At 73.3% G+C, this 26,590-nt stretch carries 22 protein-coding genes and 1 riboswitch; of the genes, 7 read left to right on the top strand and 15 right to left on the bottom strand.

Translation table 11 applies throughout. The features are described 5' to 3' along the window. Nucleotides 1–2 precede the first annotated feature (2 nt). From cobI to ACZ4SW_RS04310, 7 genes are read right to left on the bottom strand one after another with little or no spacing between them, the layout of a single operon-like run. On the bottom strand, nt 3–734 hold the full coding sequence (gene cobI / locus ACZ4SW_RS04340; protein ID WP_468237750.1) for a precorrin-2 C(20)-methyltransferase: 732 nt from the start codon (nt 732–734) through the stop codon (nt 3–5). Further along, nucleotides 731–2,275 (bottom strand): cobyrinate a,c-diamide synthase, encoded by a 1,545-nt coding sequence (locus ACZ4SW_RS04335; RefSeq protein WP_468237749.1) that lies wholly within the window; start codon nt 2,273–2,275, stop codon nt 731–733. Before ACZ4SW_RS04335 ends, cobI begins: the two co-directional genes overlap by 4 nt. Next, the gene (cobO, locus tag ACZ4SW_RS04330; RefSeq protein WP_468237747.1) at nt 2,272–2,880 is read right to left on the bottom strand and encodes a cob(I)yrinic acid a,c-diamide adenosyltransferase; all 609 of its coding nucleotides are present in this window, start codon (nt 2,878–2,880) and stop codon (nt 2,272–2,274) included. The genes ACZ4SW_RS04335 and cobO overlap by 4 nt, the downstream gene beginning before the upstream one ends. Then, complete coding sequence (locus tag ACZ4SW_RS04325) at nt 2,880–4,952, bottom strand: putative cobaltochelatase (RefSeq protein ID WP_468237744.1); 2,073 nt, start codon at nt 4,950–4,952, stop codon at nt 2,880–2,882. The genes cobO and ACZ4SW_RS04325 overlap by 1 nt, the downstream gene beginning before the upstream one ends. Next, nucleotides 4,949–8,602 carry a cobaltochelatase subunit CobN gene (gene cobN / locus ACZ4SW_RS04320; protein ID WP_468237742.1) on the bottom strand — a complete coding sequence of 1,218 codons (3,654 nt, stop codon included), beginning with the start codon at nt 8,600–8,602 and terminating at the stop codon, nt 4,949–4,951. The genes ACZ4SW_RS04325 and cobN overlap by 4 nt, the downstream gene beginning before the upstream one ends. Further along, on the bottom strand, nt 8,599–10,107 hold the full coding sequence (locus ACZ4SW_RS04315; protein WP_468237739.1) for a cobyric acid synthase: 1,509 nt from the start codon (nt 10,105–10,107) through the stop codon (nt 8,599–8,601). The genes cobN and ACZ4SW_RS04315 overlap by 4 nt, the downstream gene beginning before the upstream one ends. Continuing rightward, nucleotides 10,104–11,060 carry a cobalamin biosynthesis protein gene (locus ACZ4SW_RS04310; protein ID WP_468237737.1) on the bottom strand — a complete coding sequence of 319 codons (957 nt, stop codon included), beginning with the start codon at nt 11,058–11,060 and terminating at the stop codon, nt 10,104–10,106. Before ACZ4SW_RS04310 ends, ACZ4SW_RS04315 begins: the two co-directional genes overlap by 4 nt. A 100-nt stretch (nt 11,061–11,160) precedes the next feature. Beyond that, nucleotides 11,161–11,301, bottom strand: a riboswitch (cobalamin riboswitch). Between the two features lie 257 nt (nt 11,302–11,558). On the opposite strand from ACZ4SW_RS04310, the gene ACZ4SW_RS04305 reads away from it, so the two are divergent. After that, the gene (locus ACZ4SW_RS04305; RefSeq protein WP_468237735.1) at nt 11,559–11,867 is read left to right on the top strand and encodes a hypothetical protein; all 309 of its coding nucleotides are present in this window, start codon (nt 11,559–11,561) and stop codon (nt 11,865–11,867) included. 85 nt (nt 11,868–11,952) lie between these two features. Here ACZ4SW_RS04305 and ACZ4SW_RS04300 read toward each other — a convergent pair whose 3' ends face one another. Together ACZ4SW_RS04300 and ACZ4SW_RS04295 are read right to left on the bottom strand one after the other, a co-directional pair. Next, nucleotides 11,953–12,168 carry a hypothetical protein gene (locus tag ACZ4SW_RS04300; RefSeq protein ID WP_468237732.1) on the bottom strand — a complete coding sequence of 72 codons (216 nt, stop codon included), beginning with the start codon at nt 12,166–12,168 and terminating at the stop codon, nt 11,953–11,955. A 13-nt stretch (nt 12,169–12,181) separates the two neighbouring features. Further along, nucleotides 12,182–13,492, bottom strand: coding sequence for an inorganic phosphate transporter (locus ACZ4SW_RS04295; RefSeq protein WP_468237730.1), 1,311 nt, complete (start codon nt 13,490–13,492; stop codon nt 12,182–12,184). Nucleotides 13,493–13,748: 256 nt separating this feature from the next. Between ACZ4SW_RS04295 and ACZ4SW_RS04290 the strand changes: the two genes are divergently transcribed. From ACZ4SW_RS04290 to ACZ4SW_RS04280, 3 genes are all read left to right on the top strand, one after another. Next, complete coding sequence (locus ACZ4SW_RS04290; RefSeq protein WP_468237727.1) at nt 13,749–14,474, top strand: class II aldolase/adducin family protein; 726 nt, start codon at nt 13,749–13,751, stop codon at nt 14,472–14,474. A 99-nt stretch (nt 14,475–14,573) separates the two neighbouring features. Next, the gene (locus tag ACZ4SW_RS04285; protein WP_468237724.1) at nt 14,574–15,701 is read left to right on the top strand and encodes an alpha/beta hydrolase; all 1,128 of its coding nucleotides are present in this window, start codon (nt 14,574–14,576) and stop codon (nt 15,699–15,701) included. A gap of 201 nt (nt 15,702–15,902) precedes the next feature. Then, nucleotides 15,903–17,312, top strand: coding sequence for a hypothetical protein (locus ACZ4SW_RS04280; protein ID WP_468237722.1), 1,410 nt, complete (start codon nt 15,903–15,905; stop codon nt 17,310–17,312). Nucleotides 17,313–17,318: 6 nt separating this feature from the next. Here ACZ4SW_RS04280 and ACZ4SW_RS04275 read toward each other — a convergent pair whose 3' ends face one another. Then, nucleotides 17,319–17,732 (bottom strand): VOC family protein, encoded by a 414-nt coding sequence (locus ACZ4SW_RS04275; RefSeq protein ID WP_468237719.1) that lies wholly within the window; start codon nt 17,730–17,732, stop codon nt 17,319–17,321. A 426-nt stretch (nt 17,733–18,158) separates the two neighbouring features. Between ACZ4SW_RS04275 and ACZ4SW_RS04270 the strand changes: the two genes are divergently transcribed. The 3 genes from ACZ4SW_RS04270 (at nt 18,159) to ACZ4SW_RS04260 (ending at nt 21,301) form a co-directional block, all read left to right on the top strand. Further along, nucleotides 18,159–19,757, top strand: a complete 1,599-nt coding sequence (locus tag ACZ4SW_RS04270) for an ABC-F family ATP-binding cassette domain-containing protein (RefSeq protein WP_468237716.1) — start codon at nt 18,159–18,161, stop codon at nt 19,755–19,757. A gap of 367 nt (nt 19,758–20,124) precedes the next feature. Next, the gene (locus tag ACZ4SW_RS04265) at nt 20,125–20,346 is read left to right on the top strand and encodes a helix-turn-helix domain-containing protein (protein ID WP_030578326.1); all 222 of its coding nucleotides are present in this window, start codon (nt 20,125–20,127) and stop codon (nt 20,344–20,346) included. A 163-nt stretch (nt 20,347–20,509) separates the two neighbouring features. Next, a complete protein-coding gene (locus ACZ4SW_RS04260) occupies nt 20,510–21,301 on the top strand; it encodes an enoyl-CoA hydratase/isomerase family protein (RefSeq protein ID WP_468237714.1) in 792 nt (263 codons plus the stop codon). Nucleotides 21,302–21,749: 448 nt separating this feature from the next. Here ACZ4SW_RS04260 and ACZ4SW_RS04255 read toward each other — a convergent pair whose 3' ends face one another. From ACZ4SW_RS04255 to ACZ4SW_RS04235, 5 genes are all read right to left on the bottom strand, one after another. After that, entirely contained in the window at nt 21,750–22,505 is a 756-nt protein-coding gene (locus ACZ4SW_RS04255; RefSeq protein ID WP_468237711.1) for an SDR family oxidoreductase, read from the bottom strand. A 5-nt stretch (nt 22,506–22,510) separates the two neighbouring features. Beyond that, nucleotides 22,511–24,295, bottom strand: coding sequence for a glycoside hydrolase family 15 protein (locus ACZ4SW_RS04250; protein WP_468237709.1), 1,785 nt, complete (start codon nt 24,293–24,295; stop codon nt 22,511–22,513). An 80-nt stretch (nt 24,296–24,375) separates the two neighbouring features. Continuing rightward, nucleotides 24,376–25,200 (bottom strand): SURF1 family cytochrome oxidase biogenesis protein, encoded by an 825-nt coding sequence (locus ACZ4SW_RS04245; RefSeq protein WP_468237706.1) that lies wholly within the window; start codon nt 25,198–25,200, stop codon nt 24,376–24,378. Between the two features lie 47 nt (nt 25,201–25,247). Then, nucleotides 25,248–25,481 (bottom strand): hypothetical protein, encoded by a 234-nt coding sequence (locus ACZ4SW_RS04240; RefSeq protein WP_103845200.1) that lies wholly within the window; start codon nt 25,479–25,481, stop codon nt 25,248–25,250. Nucleotides 25,482–25,561: 80 nt separating this feature from the next. Then, entirely contained in the window at nt 25,562–26,539 is a 978-nt protein-coding gene (locus tag ACZ4SW_RS04235) for a DEDDh family exonuclease (RefSeq protein WP_468237704.1), read from the bottom strand. Nucleotides 26,540–26,590: the final 51 nt, after the last annotated feature.

Genomic DNA, 26,590 nt, shown 5'->3' with positions numbered 1-26,590 from the left:
GGTCACAGCTTGCCGCCGCGGGTGCCGTCGCGCCGGGCGGGCGCGATCAGGGTGGACAGATAGGGCAGCGAACCGCCGTCGAGGTCGGCGGCCGGGCGGATGGACTCCTCCGGCAGCCCGAGCGCGGATCCCCACACCGCGTCCTCGATCCGCCCGGTCTCCCGCAGCGCCTCGGCGACCTCCCGCGCCTGCCGCCCGAACTTGTACGCGACGACCGTCCCGGGACCGGCGAGCGCATCCTTGAGCACGGCCGACCCGGCGGTGACGGGCACCAGCGTGAGCGGCTCGGTGCCCTCGGTCAGCACGGCACCCGAGCGTGCGGCGAGGTCCTGCATGGCGGTGATACCGGGCACGGTCTCGACGACGGTCCCGGGCACCAGCTCCTGGACGGTCTGCGCGAGGTACGTGAACGTCGAGTACACGTTGGGGTCGCCGATGGTGGCGAACGCGACGGCCGTGTGCCGCCGAAGCAGCCGGGCGACACGCTCACCGGCGGCGTCCCAGGCGGCCTCGCGCCGCGCCCGGTCGGTCCGCTCGTTGAGCGCGAAGACGACGCGGACGACCTTCTCCTCGGGCACGTAGTGCAGCACGGTCGCCTCCGCACGCCCCCGTTCCCCGGTGTCCATCACCGGGACGACCACGACGTCGGCGGCCCGCAGAGCGTTGACGCCCTTGACGGTCACCAGCTCGGGGTCGCCGGGGCCCACCCCGACTCCGATCAGCCTGTTGCTCATGACGTCCGGCACCTCTCCACGAACCGACGGGCCACACCGGGCGCGGCGGCCCAGTGCGTGTGCAGATAACTCGCGTGCACCCCTTGCTGCACGAAACCTTCCACGCGCGGCCGAGGAGCGCGCACCCCCCAGGCGGGGGCCGCCCCCGCACCGGGCTCGACGACGGTCCGGTGGAACTCGTGCCCCCGCATCCGGCTCCCGGCGGCGGCGAGCACGCTGTCGCCGACGGCCACGGCGTCGCGGTAGCCGAGGGTCAGCCGCTCGGTCATGCGCGCGGTGGCGTCGAGCACCCCGCACATGGGCTGCCCGTCCAGCTCCCGGCACAGGTACAGCAGCCCGGCGCACTCGGCGGCGACGGGCGCACCGCTGAGGGCGAGGTCGGCGACGGCCTTGCGCAACGGCTCGTTGGCGGACAGCTCGGAGGCGTACACCTCCGGGAAGCCGCCCCCGATGACCAGCCCACGGGTCCCTTCGGGCAGTTGCTCGTCGCGAAGGGGGTCGAAGGGGATCACCTCGGCGCCGGCGGCGGCGAGGAGTTCGGTGTTCTCGGCGTAGGAGAAGGTGAAGGCCGCGCCTCCGGCGACGGCGACCACCGGGGCCGGGGCCTTCAGGCCCACTCCGGCACCACCCGGCCCGTCCTGGGGGCACCCCCTGCCCGAAGAGCTTGGGGGAGATTGAGGACGAGGCCGTTCAGGCCGATCGAGGGGGTCCGGGAGCGCGGCCCCCGGGGACGATGGGGGTCCCCCCTGCTCGAGCGAAGCCGAGAGCTCGGGGGAGGGCAGGTGCGGCGGGGGCGCAACACCAAGGGCCCGAGCCGCATCCCAAGCCGCACCCGGCAACGCGCCCGCACTCCGCGCCAGCCCCAGCAAAGCCTCCAGGTCGCACCCTTCGCGCACCTGCGCGGCCATCGCGGCCACCGCCGCCACGGCCTCTGCCCGCCGCTCGGCAACCGGTACCAGCCCAAGGTGCCTCGACGGCGTGTCGACCTGCGGAACTCGCCGCAAGACGCCGAGCACCGGCACCCCGGCCGACTCCAACGCCTCCCGCAGCAACGCCTCGTGCCGGTCGGACGCCACCTTGTTCAGGATCACGCCCCCGACCCGCACCTCCGGATCCCACGAGGCGAACCCGTGCACCAGAGCCGCCACCGACCGGGACTGCGAGGACGCGTCCACGACCAGCACGACCGGCGTCCGCAGCAGCTTGGCGACATGGGCCGTGGAGGCCAGCTCACCTTCCCCCGCGGCCCCGTCGTACATCCCCATCACGCCCTCGACGACAGCGATGTCGCACCCGCGCGCACCGTGCGCGAACAGCGGACCGATCAACTCGGGTCCGCACAGGTACGCGTCGAGGTTCCGTCCCACCCGCCCGGTGGCGAGCGAGTGATAGCCCGGGTCGATGTAGTCCGGCCCGACCTTGTGCGCAGACACGGCGAGCCCCCGCGCGGCGAACGCGGCCATCAGCCCCGTGGCGACGGTGGTCTTGCCACTGCCGGACGACGGCGCGGCGATGACCAACCGTGGGACGGAACGTGTCACCACTCGATGCCCCTCTGGCCCTTCTGCCCCACGTCCATCGGGTGCTTGACCTTGGACATGTCGGTGACCAGGTCGGCGAAGTCGACGAGCTTCTCCGGAGCGTTCCGCCCGGTGATCACGACATGCTGGGTGCCGGGCCGGTTGCGGAGCACGTCGACGACCTCGTCGGTGTCGATCCAGCCCCAGTGCATCGGGTACGCGAACTCGTCGAGCACGTACAGCTTGTACGTCTCGGCGGCCAGGTCCCGCTTGACCTGCGCCCAGCCCTCCCGGGCCTTCTCCTCGTTGGTCGAGTTGTCACCCTGGATGTCCCGCTGGACCCAGGACCAGCCCTCGCCCATCTTGTGCCAGGCGACGGTCCCGCCCTGCCCGGAGGCCCCCAGCACCTTGAGCGCGTTCTCCTCGCCGACCTTCCACTTCGCCGACTTGACGAACTGGAACACCCCGATCGGCCACCCCTGGTTCCAGGCGCGCAGCGCCAGCCCGAAGGCCGCGGTCGACTTGCCCTTGCCGACGCCCGTGTGCACGACCACGAGCGGACGGTTACGGCGCTGACGGGTCGTCAGTCCGTCGTCCGGTACGACACTCGGCTGTCCCTGCGGCATTACGCGGCCCTCCTCGAAGTCCCCTGCACATCCCTGACCAGCCCCGCGATCGAGTCGGCCCGCAACTCGTCCAGCGTGACGGCCGTACCGCCCAGCTCATCCGCGAGCCGCCCCGCCAGCCCCAGCCGCACCGGCCCCGACTCGCAGTCCACGACCACGGACGCGACCTGCTCGGCCGCGAACAGCCGGGCCGCACGCCCCGCCAGCGCGACCGGCTCCGTCCCACCCGTCGCCCGACCACCACCCCAGCCGGAGGCGCTTCGCGCCGCTCCTTTGTCCGTGGCCCGCCCGTCCGTCACCACGACCACCAGCGCCCGCCGCGCCGGATCCCGCAGCCGCTCCACCCGCAGCACGTCGTGCGCCCTGAGCAGCCCGGCGGCCAGCGGCGTACGGCCCCCGGTGGGCAGCGACTCCAGCCGGGCCGCCGCCGCGTCCACCGACGAGGTCGGCGGCAGTGCGACCTCGGCCGTCGCTCCCCGGAAGGTCACCAGCCCCACCTTGTCCCGCCGCTGGTAGGCGTCCAGCAGCAGCGACAGCACGGCGCCCTTCACCGCACTCATCCGCTGCCGGGCCGCCATCGACCCGGAGGCGTCCACCACGAACAGCACGAGGTTGCCCTCGCGCCCCTCCCGGGTCGCCTGCCGCAGATCGTCCCGGCGCACCACGAGCCCGCGCCCCGACCGCCCGCGCGCCCGCTGATGGGGCGCCGCCGCCTGCACGGTCGCCGCCAGGTGCAGCTTGGTGAGCGCCCCCTGGGGCCGGCGCGCCCCGGTGGTCCGCCCGTGCTCGGTCCGCGCCCGCGACCGCCGTCCGGCGGCGCCCTCGCCGAGCCCCGGCACGGTCAGCACCTTGGCCCGGAACGGCTCGGAAGAGCGTGCGGGAGCCTGCTCGCCGGCTCCTGGGGCCTGGGACGGCCCGCCCTCGCCGGGCTCCGCCTGCGCCGGTGTGTCGCCGTCGCCCGCCGGACCGTCCTGCGGCGGACGGCCACCGCCCCCGCCGGGACCGTCGGGATCAGGGTCGTCCTCCTCCCCGGAATCCCCGGAATCCCCGGAATCCCCGGAATCCCCGAACTGCTCCAGTGTCTCGTCCAGCTTGTCCTCGTCGAGCCCCGGCGCGTCGAAGGGGTTGCGCCGCCTGCGGTGCGGCAGCGCGAGCAGCGCGGCCTGCCGCACGTCCTCGGCGAGCACGTCGGTGCGCCCGGCCCAGGCGGCCAGCGCCGTCGCCGTCCGGGCCATCACGATGTCGGCGCGCATGCCGTCCACCTCGAACGCGGCACAGGTCGCCGCGATCTGCCGCAGTGCCCCGTCCCCGAGCCGCACCGACGGCAGCAACTCGCGCGCGGCCACGATCCGTGCCCGTACGGCCGACTCCTCCTCGGCCCAGCGCGCCGCGAAACCGGCGGGGTCGTCGTCGTAGGCCAGCCGCCGCCGGACGACCTCCACGCGCTGGTCGGGCTCCCGGGAGGCGGACACCTCGACGGTCAGGCCGAACCGGTCGAGCAACTGCGGTCGCAGCTCGCCCTCTTCGGGGTTCATGGTGCCGACGAGCAGGAACCGGGCGGCGTGCCGGACGGACACGCCCTCGCGCTCGACGTACGAGGCGCCCATCGCGGCGGCGTCCAGGAGCAGGTCGACCAGGTGGTCGTGGAGGAGGTTGACCTCGTCGACGTAGAGGATGCCGCGGTGCGCGTCCGCGAGCAGGCCCGGCTCGAACGCCTTCACGCCCTCGGCCAGCGCCCGCTCGATGTCGAGGGCACCCACCAGCCGGTCCTCGGAGGCGCCGACGGGCAGCTCGACCATGCGGGCCGGACGCGAGGCCCCCGCACCGGGCTCGTGCGGCCCGTCCGGGCACGACGGGTCCGGTGCCGCCGGGTCGCACGAGAAACGGCACCCGGGGACGACCGCCACCTCGGGCAGCAGCGCGGACAGGGCGCGCACGGCCGTCGACTTGGCGGTGCCCTTCTCGCCGCGCACGAGCACACCGCCGACCGCCGGCGACACGGCGTTCAGCAGCAGCGCGAGCCGCAGGTCGTCCTGGCCGACGACGGCCGTGAACGGGAACGGGGTACTCACTTCTCGTCGCCCTCCAAGTCGCCCTCCAGCTCGAGGTAGGTGGCTCGCAGCCGCTCCAGGGTGTCCGCGTCCGGCTCCGCCCACAGGCCGCGGTCGGCGGCCTCCAGGAGCCGTTCCGTGATCCCGCGCAGCGCCCACGGGTTGGACTTCTTCATGAAGTCCCGGTTCTCGGCGTCGAAGACGTACTCCGCGCTGAGCTTCTCGTACATCCAGTCGTCGACGACCCCGGCCGTGGCGTCGTAGCCGAACAGGTAGTCCACGGTCGCCGCCATCTCGAAGGCGCCCTTGTAGCCGTGGCGCCGCATGGCCGCCATCCAGCGCGGGTTGACCACGCGGGCGCGGAAGACCCGGTGGGTCTCCTCGCCGAGTGTGCGGGTCTTCACCTGGTCGGGCACGGCCGAGTCGCCGACGTACGCCTCGGGGCTGGCCCCCGTCAGGTGGCGCACCATGGCGACCATGCCGCCGTGGTACTGGAAGTAGTCGTCGGCGTCGACGAGGTCGTGTTCGCGGGTGTCCACGTTCTTCGCGGCGACGGCGATCCGCTTGAACGCCGTCTCCATGTCCCCGCGCGCCGCCCGCCCGTCGAGCCCGCGCCCGTACGCGTAGCCGCCCCACACCGCGTACACCTCGGCGAGGTCGGCGTCCGAGCGCCAGTTGCGGGCGTCGATCAGCGGCAGCAGACCGGCGCCGTACGCGCCCGGCTTGGAGCCGAAGACACGGGCCGTGGCGCGGCGCCGGTCGCCGTGCTCGGCGGTGTCCTCGTCCGCGTGCGCCTTCACGAAGTTGCGGTCGGCGGGCTCGTCCAGCTCGGCCACCGCGCGCACCGCGTCGTCGATCAGCGCCACGACGTGCGGGAAAGCGTCCCGGAAGAACCCGGAGATGCGGACCGTGACGTCGATGCGGGGGCGGCCCAGTTCCTCCAGCGGGATCACCTCGAACCCGGTCACGCGGCGCGAGGCGTCGTCCCAGACGGGGCGGCAGCCCAGCAGCGCGAGGATCTCGGCGATGTCGTCGCCCTGGGTGCGCATCGCGGACGTGCCCCACACCGTCAGGCCCACGGACTTCGGGTACTCGCCGGTGTCCTGGAGGTAGCGGGCGACCAGGGAGTCGGCGAGGGACTGGCCGACCTCCCAGCTCAGCCGGGACGGGATCGCCTTGGGGTCGACCGAGTAGAAGTTGCGGCCGGTCGGCAGGACGTTGACCAGGCCGCGGGTGGGGGAGCCGGACGGGCCCGCCGGGACGTAGCCGCCGTCCAGCGCCCTGAGGATGTGGCCGATCTCGTCGGTGGTGCGGGCGAGACGGGGCACGACCTCGGTGCACGCGAACTCCAGCACGGCGATCGCGTCCGGGAGTTCGGTGCCCAGCACCTCCCGTACGAGAGCGCCGGCCTCGGAGGCCGCCCAGCCGCGCGTCTCCATGCCCTCCGCGATCCGCCGGCAGAGCTGCTCCAGCAGGTCGATGGCGTCCGCCGCCGTACGGGACGGCCCGTCCACCAGGTCGGTCAGCTCCACCGGCACCTTCACCGGTGCCCCCGGCTCCGCCAGCAGGTCCTTCTCCACCAGGCCGAAGTGCCCGGCCAGCGAGGCCCGCAGACCCGGCAGCGCGTTCGCCTGCCCGCCCCACACCTGGGAGGCGCGCAGCACGGCCAGTACGAGGTTCACACGCGGCTCGCCGACCGGGCCGCCGCCCAGGATGTGCAGGCCGTCGCGGATCTGCACGTCCTTGATCTCGCACAGATAGCCGTCGATGTGCATGACGAACTCGTCGAACTCGTCGTCGTCCGGCTGCTCGTCCACATGCAGGTCGTGGTGCAGCTCGGCCGCCTTGACGAGCGTCCAGATCTGGGCGCGCACGGCCGGCGCCTTGGTCGGGTCCAGGTCGGAGACGAGCGCGTACTCGTCGAGGAGCTGCTCCAGCTTCGCCAGATCGCCGTACGTGTCGGCGCGTGCCATCGGCGGTACGAGGTGGTCGACCACGGTCGCGTGACCGCGCCGCTTGGCCTGGGTGCCCTCTCCTGGGTCGTTCACGATGAACGGGTAGACCAGGGGGAGGTCGCCGAGGACGGCGTCCGGCGCGCACCCCTTGCCGAGCCCCAGGCCCTTGCCGGGCAGCCATTCCATCGTGCCGTGCTTGCCCATGTGGACGATCGCGTCGGCGCCGAAACTGTTCTCCAGCCAGCGGTAGGCCGCCATGTAGTGGTGCGACGGCGGCATGTCGGGGTCGTGGTAGATGGCGATCGGGTTCTCGCCGAAGCCGCGCGGCGGCTGGATCATGACCACGACGTTCCCGAACTGCAGGGACGCCAGCACGATGTCGTCCCCGTCGACGTACAGCGAGCCCGGCGGCTCGCCCCACGCCTCGGTCATCGCGTCCCTCAGCTCCGGGTCGAGCTTGTCGAACCACGCCCGGTAGTCGGCGAGCGGCACCCGCGCGGGGGCGGCGGCCAACTGCTCCTCGGTCAGCCACTCCACGTCGTGACCGCCCGCCTCGATGAGCCGGTGGATCAGCTCGTCACCGCCCGCCGGGTACTCGGTCAGGCCGTACCCCGCGTCCCGCAGCGCGTCCAGCACGCGTACCGCCGACGCGGGCGTGTCCAGGCCGACGGCGTTGCCGACACGCGAGTGCTTGGTCGGGTAGGCGGTGAAGACGAGCGCGATCCTCTTCTCCGCGTTCGGCTTGTGCTTCAGCCGCGCGTGTCGTACGGCGATCCCGGCGACCCGGGCGGCCCGCTCCGGGTCGGCGACGTACACCGGGACGTCGTCCGGGCCCTGCTCCTTGAAGGAGAACGGCACGGTGATCAGACGGCCGTCGAACTCCGGGATGGCGACCTGCATCGCCGCGTCCATGGGGGACAGGGCGGCGTCGGACTCCTCCCACGCGGCCCGTGAGGAGGTCAGGCACAGCCCTTGCAGGACGGGGATGTCCATCTCGGCGAGCGCGCCGATGTCCCAGGATTCCTCGTCACCGCCGGCCGAGGCCTGCGAGGCGTGCGTGCCGCCGGCCGCGAGGACCGTGGCCACCAGGGCGTCCGCCCGGCCCAGGATCTCGTACAGCCCGTCGTCGGCGCCGCGCAGCGAACCGCAGTACACCGGGAGGGCGTTGGCGCCCTGCGCCTCGATCGCCTCGCACAGGGTGTCCACGAAGGCGGTGTTGCCGCTGAGTTCGTGGGCCCGGTAGAAGAGCACACCGACGGTCGGGCGCCCCTCGGCGAACGGGCGGTCGCCGTGGAGGCCGTACTCCGGCATCTTGCTCGGCCCGTCGAACCCCTCGCCGGTCAGCAGCACCGTGTCGGACAGGAACCGGGCGAGTTCGGTGAGGTTGGCCGGGCCGCCCTCGACGAGGTACTTCAGCGCCTCCGCCACCACCCCGGCCGGTACGGACGACTCCGCCATCAACTCGGCGTCGGGCACGGCCTCCCCGCCGAGCAGCACGGTCGGGATGCCGGACGCCTTCAGCCGGGCCAGCCCGTCCTCCCAGGCGCGCTTGCCGCCCAGCAGACGGACGACGGCGATGTCCGCGCCCTCGATCAGCCCGGGAAGCTCCTCGGCGACGTCCACCCGGGTCGGGTTGCCGATCCGGTAGGGCGCGCCGGAGGCACGGGCCGCCAGCAGATCGGTGTCGGCGGTCGACAACAACAACACTGTGCTCATGCGGGCGCTCCCGGGGGGATGAAAGGCAGTCCTTGCGGCGCGCCCGACTCGATGAGCCGCCACAGCGCGTCCGTGTCCGCGTGCTGTTCGATCAGGTCGCCGAGCCGGTCGAGCTGCTCCTCGCGCAGCGCGGCGAACGAGGTGTCGGCGGCCGGCACGAAGCGGCGGCCCGCGGCGGCCGCCACCTCGCGCAGGAAGGCCCGCCGGAAGCCGTCCGACTCCAGGGAGCCGTGCCAGTGGGTGCCCCAGGTCTGCCCGACCCGGCAGCCGTCCAGGAAGGGGGTGCCGCCGGTGATGTCGGCGACCCCGTGATGGATCTCGTACCCCTCGACGGGCTCGCCGAGGGCTTCCCCCGCCGGCCGGGTCAGCGTCTTCTCCCGCGCGAACCGCACCCGCACGGGCAGCACCCCGAGCCCGTCCACATGCCCCCTGCGGCTCTCCACCTCGTCCTCGATGTGCTCGCCGAGGATCTGGAAGCCGCCGCAGACGCCGAGGATCGGCCGCCCTTCCGCGGCCCTTCGGACGAGGGCGTCCGCGAGACCGCGCTCGCGCAGCCACTCCAGGGCGCGAACGGTGCCCCGGGTCCCCGGGATCACCACGAGGTCGGCGTCCGCCAGTTCCTCCGGCCGGTCCACGAACCGGACCACCACACCCGGCTCGGCGGCCAGCGCGTCCACGTCCGTGAAGTTCGACATGAGGGGAATCGCGCAGACGGCGACGCGCAGCACGTCCTCGCCGACGGGCGCGGTCACCTCGGACTCGCGGACCGCCCCCCGCAGGGACACCCTGAGTCCGTCCTCCTCGTCGATCCCGAGCCCGTGCCGGAAGGGCAGGACGCCGTAGGTGCGCCGCCCGGTGAGGTCCCGCAGCATGTCGAGGCCCGGTTCCAGCAGGCTGACGTCCCCGCGGAACTTGTTCACCAGGAACCCGGCGACGAGTTCCTGGTCCTCGGGCGACAGCAGCGCGACGGTCCCGAAGAAGGAGGCGAAGACACCCCCGCGGTCGATGTCGCCGACGACGAGGACGGGCAGCTTGGCGTTGCGGGCGATCCCCATGTTCACGATGTCGGTACGCCGCAGGTTGATCTCCGCCGGACTGCCGGCCCCCTCACAGATCACCGCGTCATACGTGCCCCGCAGCTCGGCCAGGCAGTCCAGCACGGTGCCGAGGAGCTGCTGCTGCCGCCCTCCGTGGTACCCGCGCGCGCTCAGCTCGCCGACCGGTTTGCCCAGCAGCACGACCTGGCTGCTCTGCTCGCCGCCCGGCTTGAGCAGCACGGGGTTCATCAGCGCGGTCGGCTCGATGCGGCACGCCTGGGCCTGCATGGCCTGCGCCCGCCCGATCTCGGCGCCCTCGCGCGTGACGAAGGAGTTGAGGGACATGTTCTGCGCCTTGAACGGCGCGACCTCGACCCCCTGCCGTACGAGCCAGCGGCAGATCCCGGCGGTGACGACGGACTTGCCGGCGTCGGAGGTGGTACCGGCGACGAGGAGTCCGCCGCTCATGACGTCCGTCCCTTCGCGAGAAGCCTTCGGGCCGCCAGGCGCCCGGCGACCGTGATGCCGAGCGCCAGCCCGCTCACGCGCCGGGAGAGCCGTACGGCCCGCTCGATGTCGTCCGTACGGACGGCGCGCCCCGCCGCGTTGAGCACGGGCCGGTGCTCCACGCGCCCCCCGTACGAGAGCGTCCCGCCCAGCCGCACGCCGAGGGCGCCCGCGAACGACGCCTCCACGGGGCCTGCGTTGGGGCTCGGGTGCTTCGCGGCGTCGGAACGCCAGGCCCGCACCGCGCCCCGCGGGTCGGGGCCCGCCAGTGCCGCGAGAATGGCGGTGAGCCGTGCCCCCGGCCAGCCCGCGACGTCGTCGAGGCGGGCCGAGGCCCATCCGTAGCGCCGGTAGCGGGGCGACTTGTGGCCGACCATGGCGTCGAGCGTGTTGACGGCGCGGAAACCCGCGAGGCCGGGCACCCCGGCGACGGCTCCCCAGGTGAGCGCGCCCACGACGGCGTCGGAGGTGTTCTCGGCGACGGACTCGACGACCGCCCGGGCGATCCCGTCCGCGTCCAGCGCTTGCGGATCCCGCCCGCACAGATGCGGCAGCCGGGCGCGCGCGGCCTCGACGTCCCCCGCTTCGAGGGCGCGCCCGATGGCCCGGGCCTCCCGGGCGAGCGACGTGCCTCCGACCACGGCCCAGGTGGCGGCGGCGGTCAGGGCCGTGGCGGCGGTACGGGAGGGGCGTACGGCGGACGAGGCGAGCGCCGCCAGCGTCACGGCGCCCCCGGCGCACACGGCGGTGTGCAGCGCGCCCCAGCCGCGGTGGTCCCGCCACAGCACCCGCTCCACGGCCGCCGCCGCCCGCCCGAACGCGGCGACCGGATGCCCGCGGCGAGGATCGCCCAGCAGGAGGTCACCGAGGAGTCCGGCGGCGGCGCCGTACGCGAAGACGCGATCGGCACCCATCGGCTCAGCCGACCGTGGGGTCGGTCAGGGCCCGGTGACAGAACCTCAATCGGCAGCCGCGCATGGCGATATGTCCTCACTCAGGGTGTCCACGCCCTGGTTCGACGAGACCGGCGGCGAGAGTTCCTGGCTCCCGGGGACCTCTTCCCCGGTGACAGTGGCGGGACCGCGCCGGACTCGCACCGGCTTCCTCTCCTGCCGCCGTACTGGCTCCGGCAGTCCACCACGCGCCCAGAACAGCCGTCAACTTGCTCTTGACCTGCGGTGCTGCGGTGTGCTGAGTTCCACACCGCTGAAATCACGTCAGTCACCCGAATCGGTGCTTTCGTGGCGAAGTGGCGGTCGCAGGGGGCGCGTTCCGGCGCATGACGCGAAACGGCGCACCGGCCCGGTGCTCGTCTTTCGCCGCCCGGCGGGGTGTGCTTTGCTGGCGGGACTCGAGAAACCCGGCAGTGGACGGCGTCCGAGCGAACCGTCCGGAGGACGGGAGGGACCCGCATGGGGGACAGGGCCAAGGAATTCTCGTCCGGCGCGGGAGGTCCCCACGCGCCGCACCCTTCGCTGGCGGCAGCGGCTCCGCTGGCGCTCTTCTCGCTGACGACGGGGATGTTCGCGGTCGGAATCGGTGCGCTGGCGGCACTGCTGGTGCCCGGAACCCCGGCGCGGGCCCTGGTCTGGCTGGTGGTCACCATCGCGGCCGCCACCTGCGCGGGGCTGTGGTGGGGCCTCACCCCGGTCACGGAGCGCCTGCGCGTACTGGGCCGGGCGAGGGCGGCCGTCCGGCAACGGGACTCGCGGACCCCTTGACCGCGGGGGCGGCCCTTTGAGCCCGGGGACGTGAGAAGCCCCCGCAGCACACCGCTGCGGGGGCGACTGCGGACTGCTCCCGCCGTCAGGCGACGATCAGGTGGATCCCGTACGCGACCGCCGCCGCGCACGCCGCGAAGCAGGCGTAGGCGCCGGTGGCCGCCAGGGCGGCCGTGCCGCCCCGGGCCGAGTCCTTCTTGGTGAGGCCGACGACGCCCAGGGTGAACAGGCCCACCAGGGCCACGGTGACCGCGAGGCTGACGCCGAAGACGGAGCCGAGGGCTGCCCAGTCGATCTTCATGAGTGGTGATTCCTTAAACCGTGGCGGCGGGAGCCGGCTCGGCGGAGGTGCCGGAGTCCGGGGCCGGGATGGTGGTCTGCAGGTCGGTGGTGGCGTCCGTGTCCGCCACGACGGTGCCGGGCGCCTCGACGGTGACCTCGGGGGCGTCGGCCGTGGTGACCGGACCCGCCGGGGGCGGGATGACCGCGGCGATCGCCGCGGTGACGACACCCGCGGGCTCCGTCTCGACGTCGTTGACGTTGTCGACCGTGACCGGCTTGCGGCGGGACAGGGTCCAGATGACGCCGGCGCCGGCGACCAGCAGTACGCCGGTGGTGGCCGTGCCCCAGGTGCCCTGCTTGGTGAGGAGTTCGGCGCCCGCGCCGACCAGGCCGGCCGCCGGGAGCGTCAGAACCCACGCGGCGAGCATCCGGGTCGCGGTGGACCAGCGGACCACGCCGCCCTTGCGGCCGAGGCCCGCGCCCATGACGGCGCCGGAGCACACCTGGGTGGTGGAGAGGGAGAAGCCGAGGTGCGAGGAGGCGAGGATCGCGGTCGCCGCGCTGGTCTGGGCGGCGAAGCCCTGCTGCGGCGCCAGGTCCGTCAGGCCCTTGCCGAGGGTGCGGATGATGCGCCAGCCGCCCAGGTAGGTGCCGAGCGCGATGGCCAGGCCGGCCGAGACGATGACCCAGGTGGGAGGGTTCGAGCCGGGGGCGATGACGCCGCCGGTGACCAGGGCCAGCGTGATGATGCCCATCGTCTTCTGCGCGTCGTTCGTGCCGTGGGCCAGGGAGACCAGGCCGGCCGAGGCGATCGACCCGGCGCGGTAGCCCTTCGCGGTCGCCTTGTCGTCGGCGCGGCTGCCGATCACGTACGACAGGCGGGTGGCGAGCATCGAGGCGAGGCCCGCCACGACCGGCGCGGCGACCGCGGGGATCAGGACCTTGGTGACGATCGTCGAGCCGTTCACCGCGGACCAGCCCGCGGAGGTGACGGCGGCACCGATCAGACCGCCGAAGAGGGCGTGGGAGGAGCTGGAGGGCAGACCGAGGAGCCAGGTCAGCAGGTTCCACAGGATGGCGCCCACCAGGGCCGCGAAGATCACTTCGACGCGTATGCCCTGTTCGTTGATGATGCCGCCGGAAATGGTCTTGGCGACCTCTACGGAGAGGAAGGCGCCGAGGAGGTTCAGCGCGGCGGACATCGCCACCGCCGTCTTGGGCCTCAGGGCGCCGGTCGAGATGGTGGTCGCCATCGCGTTGGCTGTGTCGTGGAAACCGTTCGTGAAGTCGAACACGAGAGCGGTGACGATCACGATTCCGAGGAGGAGCGTGATGTGTTCCATTTACCCAGGCTTCTGTGGGAGGTCAGTGGCTGTTGGACCGTAGGCAACCTGGGTGAACAGAAGATGAACTGAGACGGGCTGGAGGGTGTACCAATCGGCGTGCCGACGTTCCGTTTGTGACCGGGTGGCGCCGGCCGCGGCATCACCTGCGGCCCGCGGCGGCCACCAGGGCCCGGCCGGTACCCACAGGGGCCCCGCTCCGGCCGGTCCCGGGCCGGGCGGAGAGATTTCCGTCACCCCCTGGCAGGATCACCGCATGGCCGATCAGCGACCGCGACCCGACGCGGGGGACCCACATCAGGACGTACCGGACGGGCGGGGGCCGGAGACCCCGGCAGCGGGGCCGGACCTGGCACGGGCCTGGGAGCAGCTCGTCGCGACCGCCCGCCGCACCGTCGCCGACGGACTGGTCGTCGGCACCTCCGGCAACGTCTCCCTGCGCGTCGGCGACACCGTGCTGGTCACCCCCACCGGAGTGCCGTACGAACGGCTGACGCCGGGCGACGTGGTCGGGGTCGGCCTCGACGGCCGGCAGGTGCTCGGCACGCTGCGCCCGACCAGTGAACTGCCCATGCACCTGGCCGTCTACCGCACGACGGACGCCCGGGCCGTCGTGCACACCCACGCCGTCCACGCCACGGCCGTCTCCGCACTGGTACGGGAGCTGCCGCTGATCCACTACATGGCCGCCGCACTGGGAGGCGCGGTGCGGGTCGCCCCCTACGCCACCTACGGCACCCCGGAGTTGGCCGAGAACATGCTCCGGGCCCTGGCCGGCCGCAGCGCCTGCCTGCTGCAGAACCACGGCACGGTCGCGTACGGGTCCTCGCTGGACCAGGCCTACGACCGCACGGCCCAGCTGGAGTGGATGTGCCGCGTGTGGCTGACCGCGTCGTCCGTACCGGGCCTCACCCCGCACCTGCTCGGCCCCGAGCAGGTGGCGGAGGTAGGGGAGCGGTTGCGGGGGTACGGGCAGCGGTGACGGACCGGCCGGCCGGGGCCGCCCTCGGGCGCGCCCCGTGGGTCACACCGCGCCCTTCTCCCACTGGCCGGGGGCGGGCTCCACCGGGAGACTGGATGGATGCGCACTGTCAAAGCGGCGGCCGCAGCCGTCACCGTAGCCATCGCCGCGGGCGCCGCAGGTGTCGCCGCGGGCCGCTTCGCCAGCGACGCCGCGCTGAAGGCACCGCCGGGCCGTCCGCTGCCCACGGAACCCCGCCTCACCGTGCACTCCCTGGCGGCCGGCCGGATCACCCTCACCCGCGATCTGGCCTCCCAGCGGCCCGGCACCTACGGGCTGGCCGGCGACGGATCGCACGCGGTCGTCGGCCCCGTCCTGGACTCGGCCCCGCACACCGTCGACACCGTGGTACGCCGTCTGGAACGCGTCACCCACGGCACGCTCGAGCCCGGTGACAAGGTCTGGCTCAGCCCCGCCCTGTACACCGGCGACCCGCGTACCGCGCTGGGCCTCGACCACAGCGACGTCGAGGTGCCCGGCGAACTCGGGGCCCTGCCCGCCTGGTTCCTGCCGGGCGCCCGGGACACCTGGGTGATCACCGTGCACGGGCTCGGCACCACCCGCGAACACCCCATGAACATCATGGGGTTCCTGCAGCGCCACCACTTCCCGGTCCTCGACGTCGCCTACCGCGGCGACCCCGGGGCGCCCCGCTCCCCGGACGGCCTGAACCACCTCGGCGAGACCGAATGGCGCGACGTGGACGCGGCGATCCGCTACGCAGTTCGGGCCGGGGCCGAGCGAGTCGTCCTGCACGGCTGGTCCACCGGCGCCGCCATGGCACTGCGCGCCGCGGCGCACTCGGCGGTGCGCGAGCGGATCTCCGGGCTCGTCCTGGACTCGCCCGTGCTGAGCTGGGAGGCCACGCTGCGCGCGCTGGCCGCCGCCCGCCGCACCCCCGGCGCCCTGCTGCCGCTGGCCGTCCGTGCCGCGCAGGGCCGCACCGGTGTGCACGGCGACCGCACCCGGCAAGCGGCCGATCCCCAGCACCTCAGGGTGCCGGTGCTGATCTTCCACGGTCCCGACGACGCGATCGCCCCCTGGGGCCTCTCACGCCGTCTCGCCGAGCGGCGTGCGAACCTGGTCAGCCTGCACACGGTGGAGAACGCCCCGCACGGCGCCATGTGGAACGCGGACCCCGAGGCCTACGAGGAGGCGATGCGGCGCTTCCTCACGCCGCTGATGTAGCGGCGTCGAGGGACGCGTCGAGGGACGGCCCGCGTCGGCGACACAAGTGCGGTGACCCCTTTCCCCCTCCTTCCGCTTAGCCCTGCCGACCAGCGACGCACCCCTCTCCAGGCCCGTTGGGCGACCTCCCGTCGGCTCCCGTCGGCGCCCCTCGCGGCATTCCGTTTGGGTTTTCGGACCGTCAACCGGAAGACTGCACTCGTGACGTCCCGTACTCCGCGCGACTCCAGGCTCCGACTCGTCCGACCGCGGCCGCTGGCCGCCGCCCCCCGAGCGGTGACTCAGCGCCGCACGCGCCGCCCCGCACCCCGGCCGCCGGAGGGCACGCCCCCGCCCGCGGAACTGGCGAAAATGGCCCGCGCCCGCCTGGCCGGCGCGGCCCGTGTCGCGCACTGGGCCGACGCAGCGCTCGGACCCGGCCGCGAGGGCGCGTCCCCCGACGGCAGGGGCACCCTGTCCGACGCCACCGCGGAACGGGCCGCCGCCGACCTGCGCCTGACCGTCGCTCAGGTGCGCGCCGACTGGGACACCGCGCGCCTGGCCGGCCTCGTCGAAGTGCACGGCGACAGCGCCCGCCCGGGCTGGCGCCTGCGCGCCTGGGACCGGGACGACTCCGCCGTGCTGCGCGGCTGGGTCGCCCTCTTCGACGCCTGGTCGCTCGCCTGCCCCGAGCCCGCGGACCGCGAGCACGCCGCCGTCGCCGAGGTCGTCTCGGCCATGCCGCAGGTGCTCTCCTTCCTCCAGCTCTCCGCCGGGCCCGTCCCCGTCGAGCAGCTCCTGGACCTGCTCCAGCAGCGGGTCACCGAACTGCGCACCGAGCGCTGCGAAGTCCCCTACGGGCCCCAGCCCGAGCCCGTCCAGCCGCCGGCCGCCGACCCCGCCGACGACACCGAGCTCGCACCGCTGCTCGACTGGGCCCTCGACGCGCTCGCCTACGTCGGCGCCCTCACCTGCGCCGACGGGCAGGCCACCCTCACCCCGCTCGGCAGTTGGGCGGTCTGGGTCAAGCTGGAGCAGATCTGCGTCGCCGCGCAGAGCCCCGCCGGGAACATCGAGCAGAACGCCGAGGACATGCTCCGCGGCTGCGCCCGGCTCCGCCCGAACGCGGCCCGCGCCGAGTACCGCGCCTGGCTCGCCGCCCGCCCCGTCGGCAGCGCCGTCACCGAACTCCTCGGCGCCGCCCGCGGCGAGGACGCCCTGCTGCGCGGCCTGGCCTTCGAGGCGCTGCGGGTGGTCGGCGCCCCCGCCGAGCCCGAGGTGCGCCGCGCCGCCGAGGAGACCACGCTGCGCCCCTACGCCCTGCTCTGGCTCGCCGAGCACGACGGCATCGACCCGGAGGACGCCCACGAGGTGCTCACCCGCGAGGAGGCCACCTGGCTGTGGGTGGACACCGCCGCCGCCGTCGCCGACCACGGTGAGGCACCGCTCCTGGTCCGCCACCTGGAGTCCGCCGTGCAGCCCACCGTGCCCGCGCTGCTCGACGAGGTGCGCGCGGTCGGACACCCCCGTACCGTCCAGGTCCTGGTCGCGCTCGCCGCCGCCCACCCGGACCCGGCGCTCGCCAAGGCCGTGCGCCGCGCCGCCTTCCAGGTCCACACCGGGGGCATCTGACCGGCGTCAGACGGCCGCCTCGGGGGCGTACGTGCCGAAACTCCAGATGTTGCCCTCGGCGTCCCGGGCCATGTAGTCCCGCGACCCGTAGTCCTGGTCCGTCGGGGGTATCAGGATCTCCGCGCCGTGCTCCACGGCCCGCTGGTGGTGTGCGTCGACGTCGTCCACCACGACGTACACCCCGCAGGGCCCCGCCCCGCGCATGGCCTCGTCGAAGGGGCCGCCGCGGCCCTTCGACCCCAGCATCACCACGCCGTTGCCCTGCACCAGCTCGGCGTGCAGCACCGAGCCGTCCTCGCCCTCGTACACCGACAGCTCGGTGAACCCGAAGGCCTCCGTGAGCTGCCTGATCGCCGCCTTCGCGTCGGCGTACAGCAGCGTCGGGCAGATGCTCGGACGCCTGCCGTCCATGCCCGCCATCGCGGTCACTCCCTCCGGTGTCCGGCCGGAATCCCGACCCGTCGCCCAGTCTGGCACCGGCCACTGACAACGCCCCTCGCGCCGGGAGCGCCCATCCTCGTACCGCGCCGCGCCGCGACACCGGGCCGTGGCCCGAACGGGGGACACACCGGCCGCGTCAGGTCTCCGTGCGCCGCTCGGGCGCGTACCCTCCGCGCCGCGTAGCGGGCGTCACAACGCCGCCGTCACCCCAGCGCACCGACGGGTGCCACAGCCCGGGGCGCCCGCGTGCGGAGAAAAGCGCTTGCGCCGCCCCGTTAGACTGTGGCCCATGGCCATTCTCCTCGCGCATTAGACGGCGGAACGTCCTCAGCCGCCCATCCCGCCACGCTTCCCCGAGGTCTCGACTCCGCTCGAACCGGGGGACCCCAGCCCAGGAGTCTGTCCGTGATCTCCGCCTCCGGCATCGAGCTGCGCGCCGGTGCCCGCATCCTCATCGAGAACGCCACCTTCCGCGTCGCCAAGGGCGACCGCATCGGCCTCGTCGGCCGCAACGGCGCCGGGAAGACCACCCTCACCAAGGTCCTCGCCGGCGAGGGCATCCCGGCCGCGGGCACCGTCACCCGCTCCGGTGAGGTCGGCTACCTCCCGCAGGACCCGCGCACCGGCGATCTGGACGTCCTCGCCCGCGACCGCATCCTCTCCGCGCGCGGCCTCGACGTGCTGATCCGCAAGATGCGCGAGAACGAACAGCGCATCGCCACCGGCAAGGGCTCCACCCGCGAGAAGGCCCTCAGGCAGTACGAGCGCCAGGAGACCGAGTTCCTCACCAAGGGCGGGTACTCCGCCGAGGCCGAGGCCGCCACCATCGCCGCCGCGCTCAACCTGCCCGACCGTGTGCTCGGCCAGCCGCTGCACACCCTCTCCGGTGGTCAGCGCCGCCGTATCGAGCTGGCCCGGATCCTCTTCTCCGACGCGGACACCCTGCTCCTCGACGAGCCGACCAACCACCTCGACGCGGACTCGATCGTCTGGCTGCGGGACTACCTCAAGACGTACCGCGGCGGCTTCATCGTGATCTCCCACGACGTCGACCTGGTCGAGACGGTCGTCAACAAGGTGTTCTACCTGGACGCCAACCGCTCCACGATCGACGTCTACAACATGGGCTGGAAGCTCTACCAGCAGCAGCGCGAGGCCGACGAGAAGCGCCGCAAGCGCGAGCGCGCCAACGCCGAGAAGAAGGCCGCCGCCCTCAACGCGCAGGCCGACAAGATGCGCGCCAAGGCCACCAAGACGGTCGCCGCGCAGAACATGGCCCGCCGCGCGGAGAAGCTGCTCGCCGGCCTCGAAGAGGTCCGGATGTCCGACAAGGTCGCCAAGCTCCGCTTCCCGGAGCCCGCGCCCTGCGGCAAGACCCCGCTGATGGCCGAGGGCCTGTCGAAGTCGTACGGGTCGCTGGAGATCTTCACCGACGTCGACCTGGCCATCGACAAGGGCTCCCGGGTCGTCATCCTCGGCCTCAACGGCGCCGGCAAGACCACCCTGCTGCGCCTCCTCGCGGGCGTCGAGAAGCCGGACACCGGCCAGGTCGTTCCCGGCCACGGCCTCAAGCTCGGCTACTACGCCCAGGAGCACGAGACCCTCGACCCGGACCGCACGGTGCTGGAGAACATGCGCTCGGCCGCGCCCGACATGGACCTCGTGGAGGTCCGCAAGGTGCTCGGCTCGTTCCTGTTCTCCGGTGACGACGTCGACAAGCCGGCGGGGGTCCTCTCCGGCGGCGAGAAGACCCGCCTCGCCCTGGCGACCCTGGTGGTGTCGTCCGCGAACGTGCTGCTGCTCGACGAGCCGACCAACAACCTCGACCCGGCCAGCCGCGAGGAGATCCTCGGCGCGCTGCGCACCTACAAGGGCGCGGTCGTGCTCGTCACCCACGACGAGGGCGCGGTCGAGGCGCTCCAGCCGGAGCGGATCATCCTGCTGCCGGACGGGGTCGAGGACCTGTGGGGTGCCGAGTACGCCGACCTCGTCACGCTCGCCTGAGCACACCCCGCCGGGCGGTCAGGGTCAGTTGATCGAACGAATGATCCACTGCGTATGGATCATTCGGCCGATCCGTGATCCATCATCTGTGTGAGATCTCCTCATACCGGGGTGTGTCCTCCGCCGATTCGACGGCCGAGCCCTTCCACGCGCGGGGCTCGGCCGTCGCGCGTCGCTGACCTGGTGATTCTCCGATGAACCCGTTCGGGTGTACGGACGCCACCGGGCGGAATACCGGATTCCGCTCGTGGGGATGCGCTCCTGTCGTCACAACCTTGTCGCACGGACCTTGCCGAATGGGTGGCCATCACGCTCCGGAGGGGTGATCATGAGGAGACCAGAGCGCACTTCCCATGAGGAGGCACGGGTGGCCGAGACTCTGAAGAAGGGCAGCCGGGTGACCGGCGCCGCGCGCGACAAGCTCGCGGCAGACCTGAAGAAGAAGTACGACTCCGGTGCGAGCATCCGAGCGCTGGCCGAGGAAACCGGCCGCTCGTATGGCTTCGTTCACCGGATGCTCAGCGAGTCGGGCGTCACGCTGCGAGGGCGTGGCGGGGCGACACGGGGCAAGAAGGCCCAGTCGGCCTGACGCCGGGCGGCCCATCGGTTTCGGTGGTGGCCACCCGGTCGGTCGGTGCCCCAGTGCCTTGAGGGCCTGGGGGTGCCCTCACCCGACCGGGTGGTTACTGTGCAGTCACTTAGGGATGCCGTGCCACGGCATCCTCGGCTGACTGCACCCATCGGAGGGCCCCATGGTTTCGCTCGACCCGGTACTCGACAAGGACGGCGTACGGCTCACCGTCGACGAGGCGATCGCCACGGTGACGCTGACCAACCCGGCCAAGCGCAACGCGCAGAGCCCCGCTCTGTGGCGGGCGCTCACGGAGGCCGGACGTGCGCTGCCCGGTTCCGTCCGCGTGGTCGTGCTGCGCGCCGAGGGCCAGTCGTTCTCCGCAGGGCTGGACCGTCAGATGTTCACGCCCGAGGGGATCGACGGGGAACCGACCTTCATCGACCTCGCGCGCAGCAGCGACGCGGAGCTGGACGCGACCATCGCCGGATACCAGGAGGCGTTCACCTGGTGGCGGCGCAGCGACATCGTGTCGATCGCCGCGGTCCAGGGGCATGCGATCGGGGCGGGGTTCCAGCTCGCCCTCGCTTGTGACCTGCGCGTCGTCGCGGACGACGTGCAGTTCGCCATGCGCGAGACCGGCCTGGGCCTGGTACCGGACCTCACCGGCACGCATCCGCTGGTGGGTCTGGTCGGCTATGCCCGCGCGCTGGAGATCTGCGTGACGGGCCGCTTCGTGCGCGCCGAGGAGGCCGTGGCGACCGGGCTCGCCAACGTCGCCGTCGCGGGCGACCAACTCGAGGACGCCGTCCGGGACCTGGCGTCCGCGCTGCTCGCGGCTCCCCGCGATGCCGTGATCGAGACGAAGGCGCTCCTGCGCGGCGCGCAGGAACGGACGTACGAGGACCAGCGCGCGGCCGAGCGGGCCGCCCAGGCCCGGCGGCTGCGGGACCTGGCGGGGGTCGGCGAGTAGACGCACCCCGATCCGGGCCCACGACGCGGGGGCGCGTCGGCCCCGCCCGCCCGGGTACGCCTCCGCGGCGTTCGCCACCGGCCCCGCGGTGTGACCGCGTCCGCCACCGGCCCCGGCGTGTGACGCGAACGGTCGTCGTGCGCCCGTAGGGCGGGCCTGTAGGACGGGCCTCGCGGTGTCGGGGGCGTGCAGTCGGCATGCCGGGCGGAAACCCTCGCACCGGAGGCACCGGAGGCACCGGAGGCACCGGAGGCACCGGAGGCACCGGAGGCACCGGAGGCACCGGAGGCACCGGAGGCACCGGAGGCACCGGGGCCCCGCCCGGTGCGGCGAACAGGGCGCCCCCGCGCCGTGTGAAGCCGCATCGAGGCCGAGGCCGCGTGCGGGGCGTCGCGAGAGGCCGGGGACACGTCCCGGGCGGAGGACGGGGGAGGGGGCCGCGCCCGGCTCAGAAGCCGTGGCGTGCCCCGCCGTCCACCGGCAGCATGATGCCCGTCAGGTACGACGCCGCCGGGGACAGCAGGAACGCGGCCGTGCGGCCGAACTCCTCGGGGGTGCCGTAGCGGCGCAGCGGGATGCGGGACTCGTTGGCCGCGCGGGCCGCCTCCGGGTCGGGGGACAGGGCGTCCAGCTCGCGCACCCGGTCGGTGTCGATACGGGACGGGAGCAGGCCGACGACCCGGATACCGCGCGGGCCCAGCTCGTCCGCGATCGACTTGGCGAAGCCCGCGAGGCCGGGGCGCAGACCGTTGGAGATGGTCAGCCCCGGGATCGGCTCGTGCACGGAAGCGGACAGCACGAACCCGATGACACCGCCCTCGCCCAGCTCCGCCGCGGCCCCGCGGGCCAGCCGCACCGCGCCCAGGAACACCGACTCGTACGCCGCCGTCCACTGCTCGTCCGTGTTGTCGGCGACCCCTCCGGCCGGCGGCCCGCCGACGCTGATGAGGATGCCGTCGAAGCCGCCGAAGTGCTCACGCGCCGTGGCGATCAGCCGGGCGGCCGCCTGCGGGTCGGAGTTGTCGGCCTGCACGCCCACCGCGTGCGCGCCCAACTCCGCCGCCGCGTCCTCGGCCCGCTTCGCGTCCCGGCCGGTGATCACCACCTTCGCCCCGTCCGCGACGAGTTCCCGCGCGGCCGCGTTGCCCAGCCCACGGGTCGCCCCGGTGACGACGTACACCCGGTCCTTCAGTCCAAGATCCATGGCCCCTATCCTGCCTTCCGGCCCCCGTACAGGGCGAGGGCGGTCCCCACGAGGCCGAGATGGCTGAACGCCTGCGGGAAGTTGCCGAGCTGCCGGCCGGCCGGCGGGTCGTACTCCTCGGCGAGCAGCCCGACGTCGTTGCGGAGCCCGACCAGCCGCTCGAACAGCTCCCGGGCCTCGTCGGTGCGGCCGGTGAGGTGCAGGGCGTGGGCGAGCCAGAACGAACACGCGAGGAACGCGCCCTCCGCGCCCGGCAGCGGGTCCACGTCCGTGGTCCGCAGGTCGTACCGGAGCAGGAGACCGTCGCAGGACAGCTCCGCGCGCACCGCGTCGATCGTGCCGGTCACCCGCGGGTCGTCCGGCGGCAGGAAGCCGACGAGGGGGATCTGAAGCAGCGAGGCGTCGAGCGCCCGGGAGCCGTAGTACTGAGTGAACGTGTTCCGCTCGGGGTCGTAGCCCCGCTCGCACACCTCCCGGTGCACCTCATCCCGCATGGCCCGCCAGCCGTCGAGGTCGCCGTCGAGGTGCGCGTACTCCTCCAGGGTGCGCACGGCGCGGTCGGCGGCCACCCACGTCATCACCTTGGAGTGCACGAAGTGCCGGCGCGGCCCGCGCACCTCCCACAGTCCCGCGTCCGGCTGCCGCCAGGCCGTCCGCAGGAACTCCATCAGCGCGCACTGCACCCGCCACATGTGCGGTCGCACCGGCAGGCCCGCGCTGCGGGCCAGGGACAGGGAGTCGATGACCTCGCCGTACACGTCGAGCTGGAGCTGTCTCACCGCGTCGTTGCCGACCCGGACCGGCGCCGAGCCGTGGAATCCGGGCAGCCAGGGCAGCTCGTACTCGGGCAGCCGCCGCTCGCCCGAGACGCCGTACATGATCTGCAGGTCCGCCGGGTTGCCGGCGACCGCGCGCAGCAGCCAGTCGCGCCAGGCCTCGGCCTCCTCGTGGTAGCCGGCCGCCAGCATGACCTCCAGGGTGAGCGTCGAGTCGCGCAGCCAGCAGTAGCGGTAGTCCCAGTTGCGTCCGCCGCCCGGCGACTCCGGCAGGGAGGTGGTGGGGGCCGCGACGATGCCGCCGGTGGGCGCGTGGGTGAGGGCCTTGAGGGTGATCAGGGAGCGCACCACGGCATCCCGGTGCGGGCCGCGGTAACGGCATCGTGCCGCCCAGGAGCGCCAGTCCACGACACTGCTGTCCAGCGCCTGGAACGGGTCGACGAGGGCGGGGCGCGGCTCGTGGGAGGGGTGCCAGGTGAGGACGAAGGCGACCTTCTGCCCCGCGCGTACGGTGAACTCGGAGTGGGTGGCGAAGTCCGCGCCCCAGGTGGGCACCGGGGGCTCGCTGCGCAGCCACACCGAGTCGGGTCCCGCCACGGCCACGCGGTGACCGTCGGTCCGGCGCATCCACGGCACGATCGAGCCGTAGTCGAAGCGCAGCCGGAGCTCGCCGTGCACGGTGACCCGGCCGCTGAGGCCCTCGACGACGCGTACGACGTCGGGGGCGCGGTCGCGCTGGGGCATGAAGTCGGTGATGCGGACCGTGCCGTCCGGGGTGTCCCACTCGGAGTCGAGGACGAGCGTGTCGGGACGGTAGGCCCGGCGCGTGCACAGGCGGGCGCCCTTGGGTGCGATCCGCCAGTGACCGTGCTCCTCGGTGCCGAGCAGCCTGGCGAAGCAGGCGGGCGAGTCGAAACGGGGCAGGCACAGCCAGTCGATGGACCCGTCCCGGCCGACCAGGGCGGCGGTCTGTTCGTCGCCGATGAGTGCGTAGTCCTCGATCCGCGCGCGCACGGGGAGCGGGTTCCCGATGGGGCGGCGGGGCAATCAGGGGGTGGGCCGGGGGAGTGACGGCTCTCCGGCCGGGGCCGGGGTCAGACCGACGCCGGCTCCTCCTCCCTGGTCGTCTCCTGGGCCGCCTTCGCCCGCTCCCGGGCCTCGCGGCGGGCCAGTATCACCCAGCCGAAGGGGACGCCCGCCGCGAAGAGCCACCACTGGACCGCGTACGGCAGGTTGATGTCGCCGAGCCCGATCCAGCTGCTGTCCTCCTTGGGCGACGGGATCAGCTCGGGGCTGCCGCCCTTGGGGGCCGGGGAGACCAGTTCGACGTAACCGCCGAGGACCTCCTTGGCGGACGTGTCGCCCCCGTCGCGCAGCAGCGTGCCGATCTGCTCGCTGTTGATCAGCATGATCTGGCGGTCCGGCAGCCCCTTGAGGTTCTTGATGCCGCTCGCGGCCGTCGTCTCGTCCTGCATCAGCCGGCCGGTGACCGTGATCTCGCCCTGGGCGGGTGCCGGGATCTTCGGGAAGACGGTCTGCGAGGCGGGGGAGTCGATCCAGCCGCGGTTGACGAGGAGCGTCCTGCCGTCGTTCAGCACGAACGGAGTCACCACGTGGTAGCCGACGTCGCCGTCGGCGTTCGTACGACGGCGCACCACCAGTTCGTGCGCCGTGTCGAAGTGGCCCTTCGCGGTCACCCGGCGGTAGAGGTCCTCATGCCGGACGGTCCCGCCCACCGAGGTGAGCGACTCGGCGGGCACGGGCGGCGCCGCCAGCGATTCGTTGATCAGCTTGTTCAGCGCCTGCCTGTGGTCGTGGCGGTGGAGCTGCCAGAAACCCAGCCAGATCATCGTCGGGATGAGCAGGACAGCCACGAGGGTGAGGATCACCCACTGCCGGGACAACAGGAAGCGGTACACCCCACGACGGTACATCTCGGACCGGGCCGCGCCCGCACGGGGGTGCCTCAGACCCGGTCCACGATCCCCACCTGCCCCTCCGCGCGGGCGCAGTGCGCGCCGCAGTACCAGTGGCCGTCGACGTCGACGCCCTGGCCGATGATCTGGACGCGACAGTGTTCGCAGATGGGCGCCATCCGATGGATGGCGCAGGCGAAACAGTCGAAGACGTGCACCGCGCCCTGCGCGTGCACCTCGAACGTCATGCCGTAGTCGTTTCCGCAGACCTCGCAACGTGCCATGCGCCACAGCGTGGGCCGTCGCCGTGGCGCGGGCGAGCGGGCGCCGGGCGAGTCGCGCGGCAATCACCCGTCCGCACGGGTCACTCCCCCGATGCGGGCTCCACATCCCGCAGGAGCTGCCCGAACGCCGCCTCGTCGATCACCGGTGTGCCGTACTGCCGCGCCTTCACCGTCTTGGACGTGCCCGAGTCGGGGTCGTTGGTGACGAGCAGGCTGGTGAGCCGGGACAGGCTCGTCGCCACGTGCAGCCCGGCCTCCGCGGCCCGGTCCTCCAGCAGCTCCCGGTCGACCGAGGTGTCCCCGGAGAAGGCCACCCGCATGCCCTGCTTGAGCCGCTTGCCCTCCTCGTACCGCCCCGGGTTGGGGTAGGGGCAGGCGGGGCGCTTGCGGGAGGGGCGCCAACTGCCCGGGCGGTACCCCCCGGAGGACTGGCGGGGCACCGCGGGGGCGGCGGACCACTCCGTCAGCGGGCGGCACTCCAGCAGCGGCAGCCGTACGCCCTGCCGGGCGGCCGTGTGCAGACTCGGCCGGAACGCCTCGGCGAGCACGCGCGCGTCGTCGAGCGCGTGGTGCGCCCGCTGCTGGACCACCCCGAAGTGCGCGGCCAGCGTCTCCAGCTTGTGGTTGGCCAGCGGCAGGCGCAGCTCCTTGGACAGCGCGATGGTGCACAGCCGCTGACGGACCGGCGCCTCGCGCTCCGCGCGCGCGTACTCCCGGGCGATCATCTGCCAGTCGAACACCGCGTTGTGCGCGACGAGCACGCGGCCGTCGAGCCGGGCCGCGAACTCCTCGGCGATGTCCTGGAACAGGGGCGCCCCTTCGAGGGCCTCGCTCGTCAGACCGTGGATCCACACGGGGCCCGGGTCGCGCTCCGGGTTGACCAGCGTGTACCAGTGGTCCTCGACCTCGCCGCGCGCGTCCAGCCGGTAGACGGCGGCCGAGATGATCCGGTCGTCCCGGGCCAGGCCGGTGGTCTCCACGTCGACGACCGCGTACCCCTCCGGATACGCGGCCGGCCAGGCGGCCGGGGACGCTGCGATCGTAGGGTCTTCGAGCATGGTCACTGAGGATACGGGCCGCGACTGACAGCCCCGTGCGCCACCCGCATC

The organism is Streptomyces sp. NPDC028331, assembly GCF_055565775.1.
This window is presented reverse-complemented; position numbering and strand designations above follow the sequence as displayed.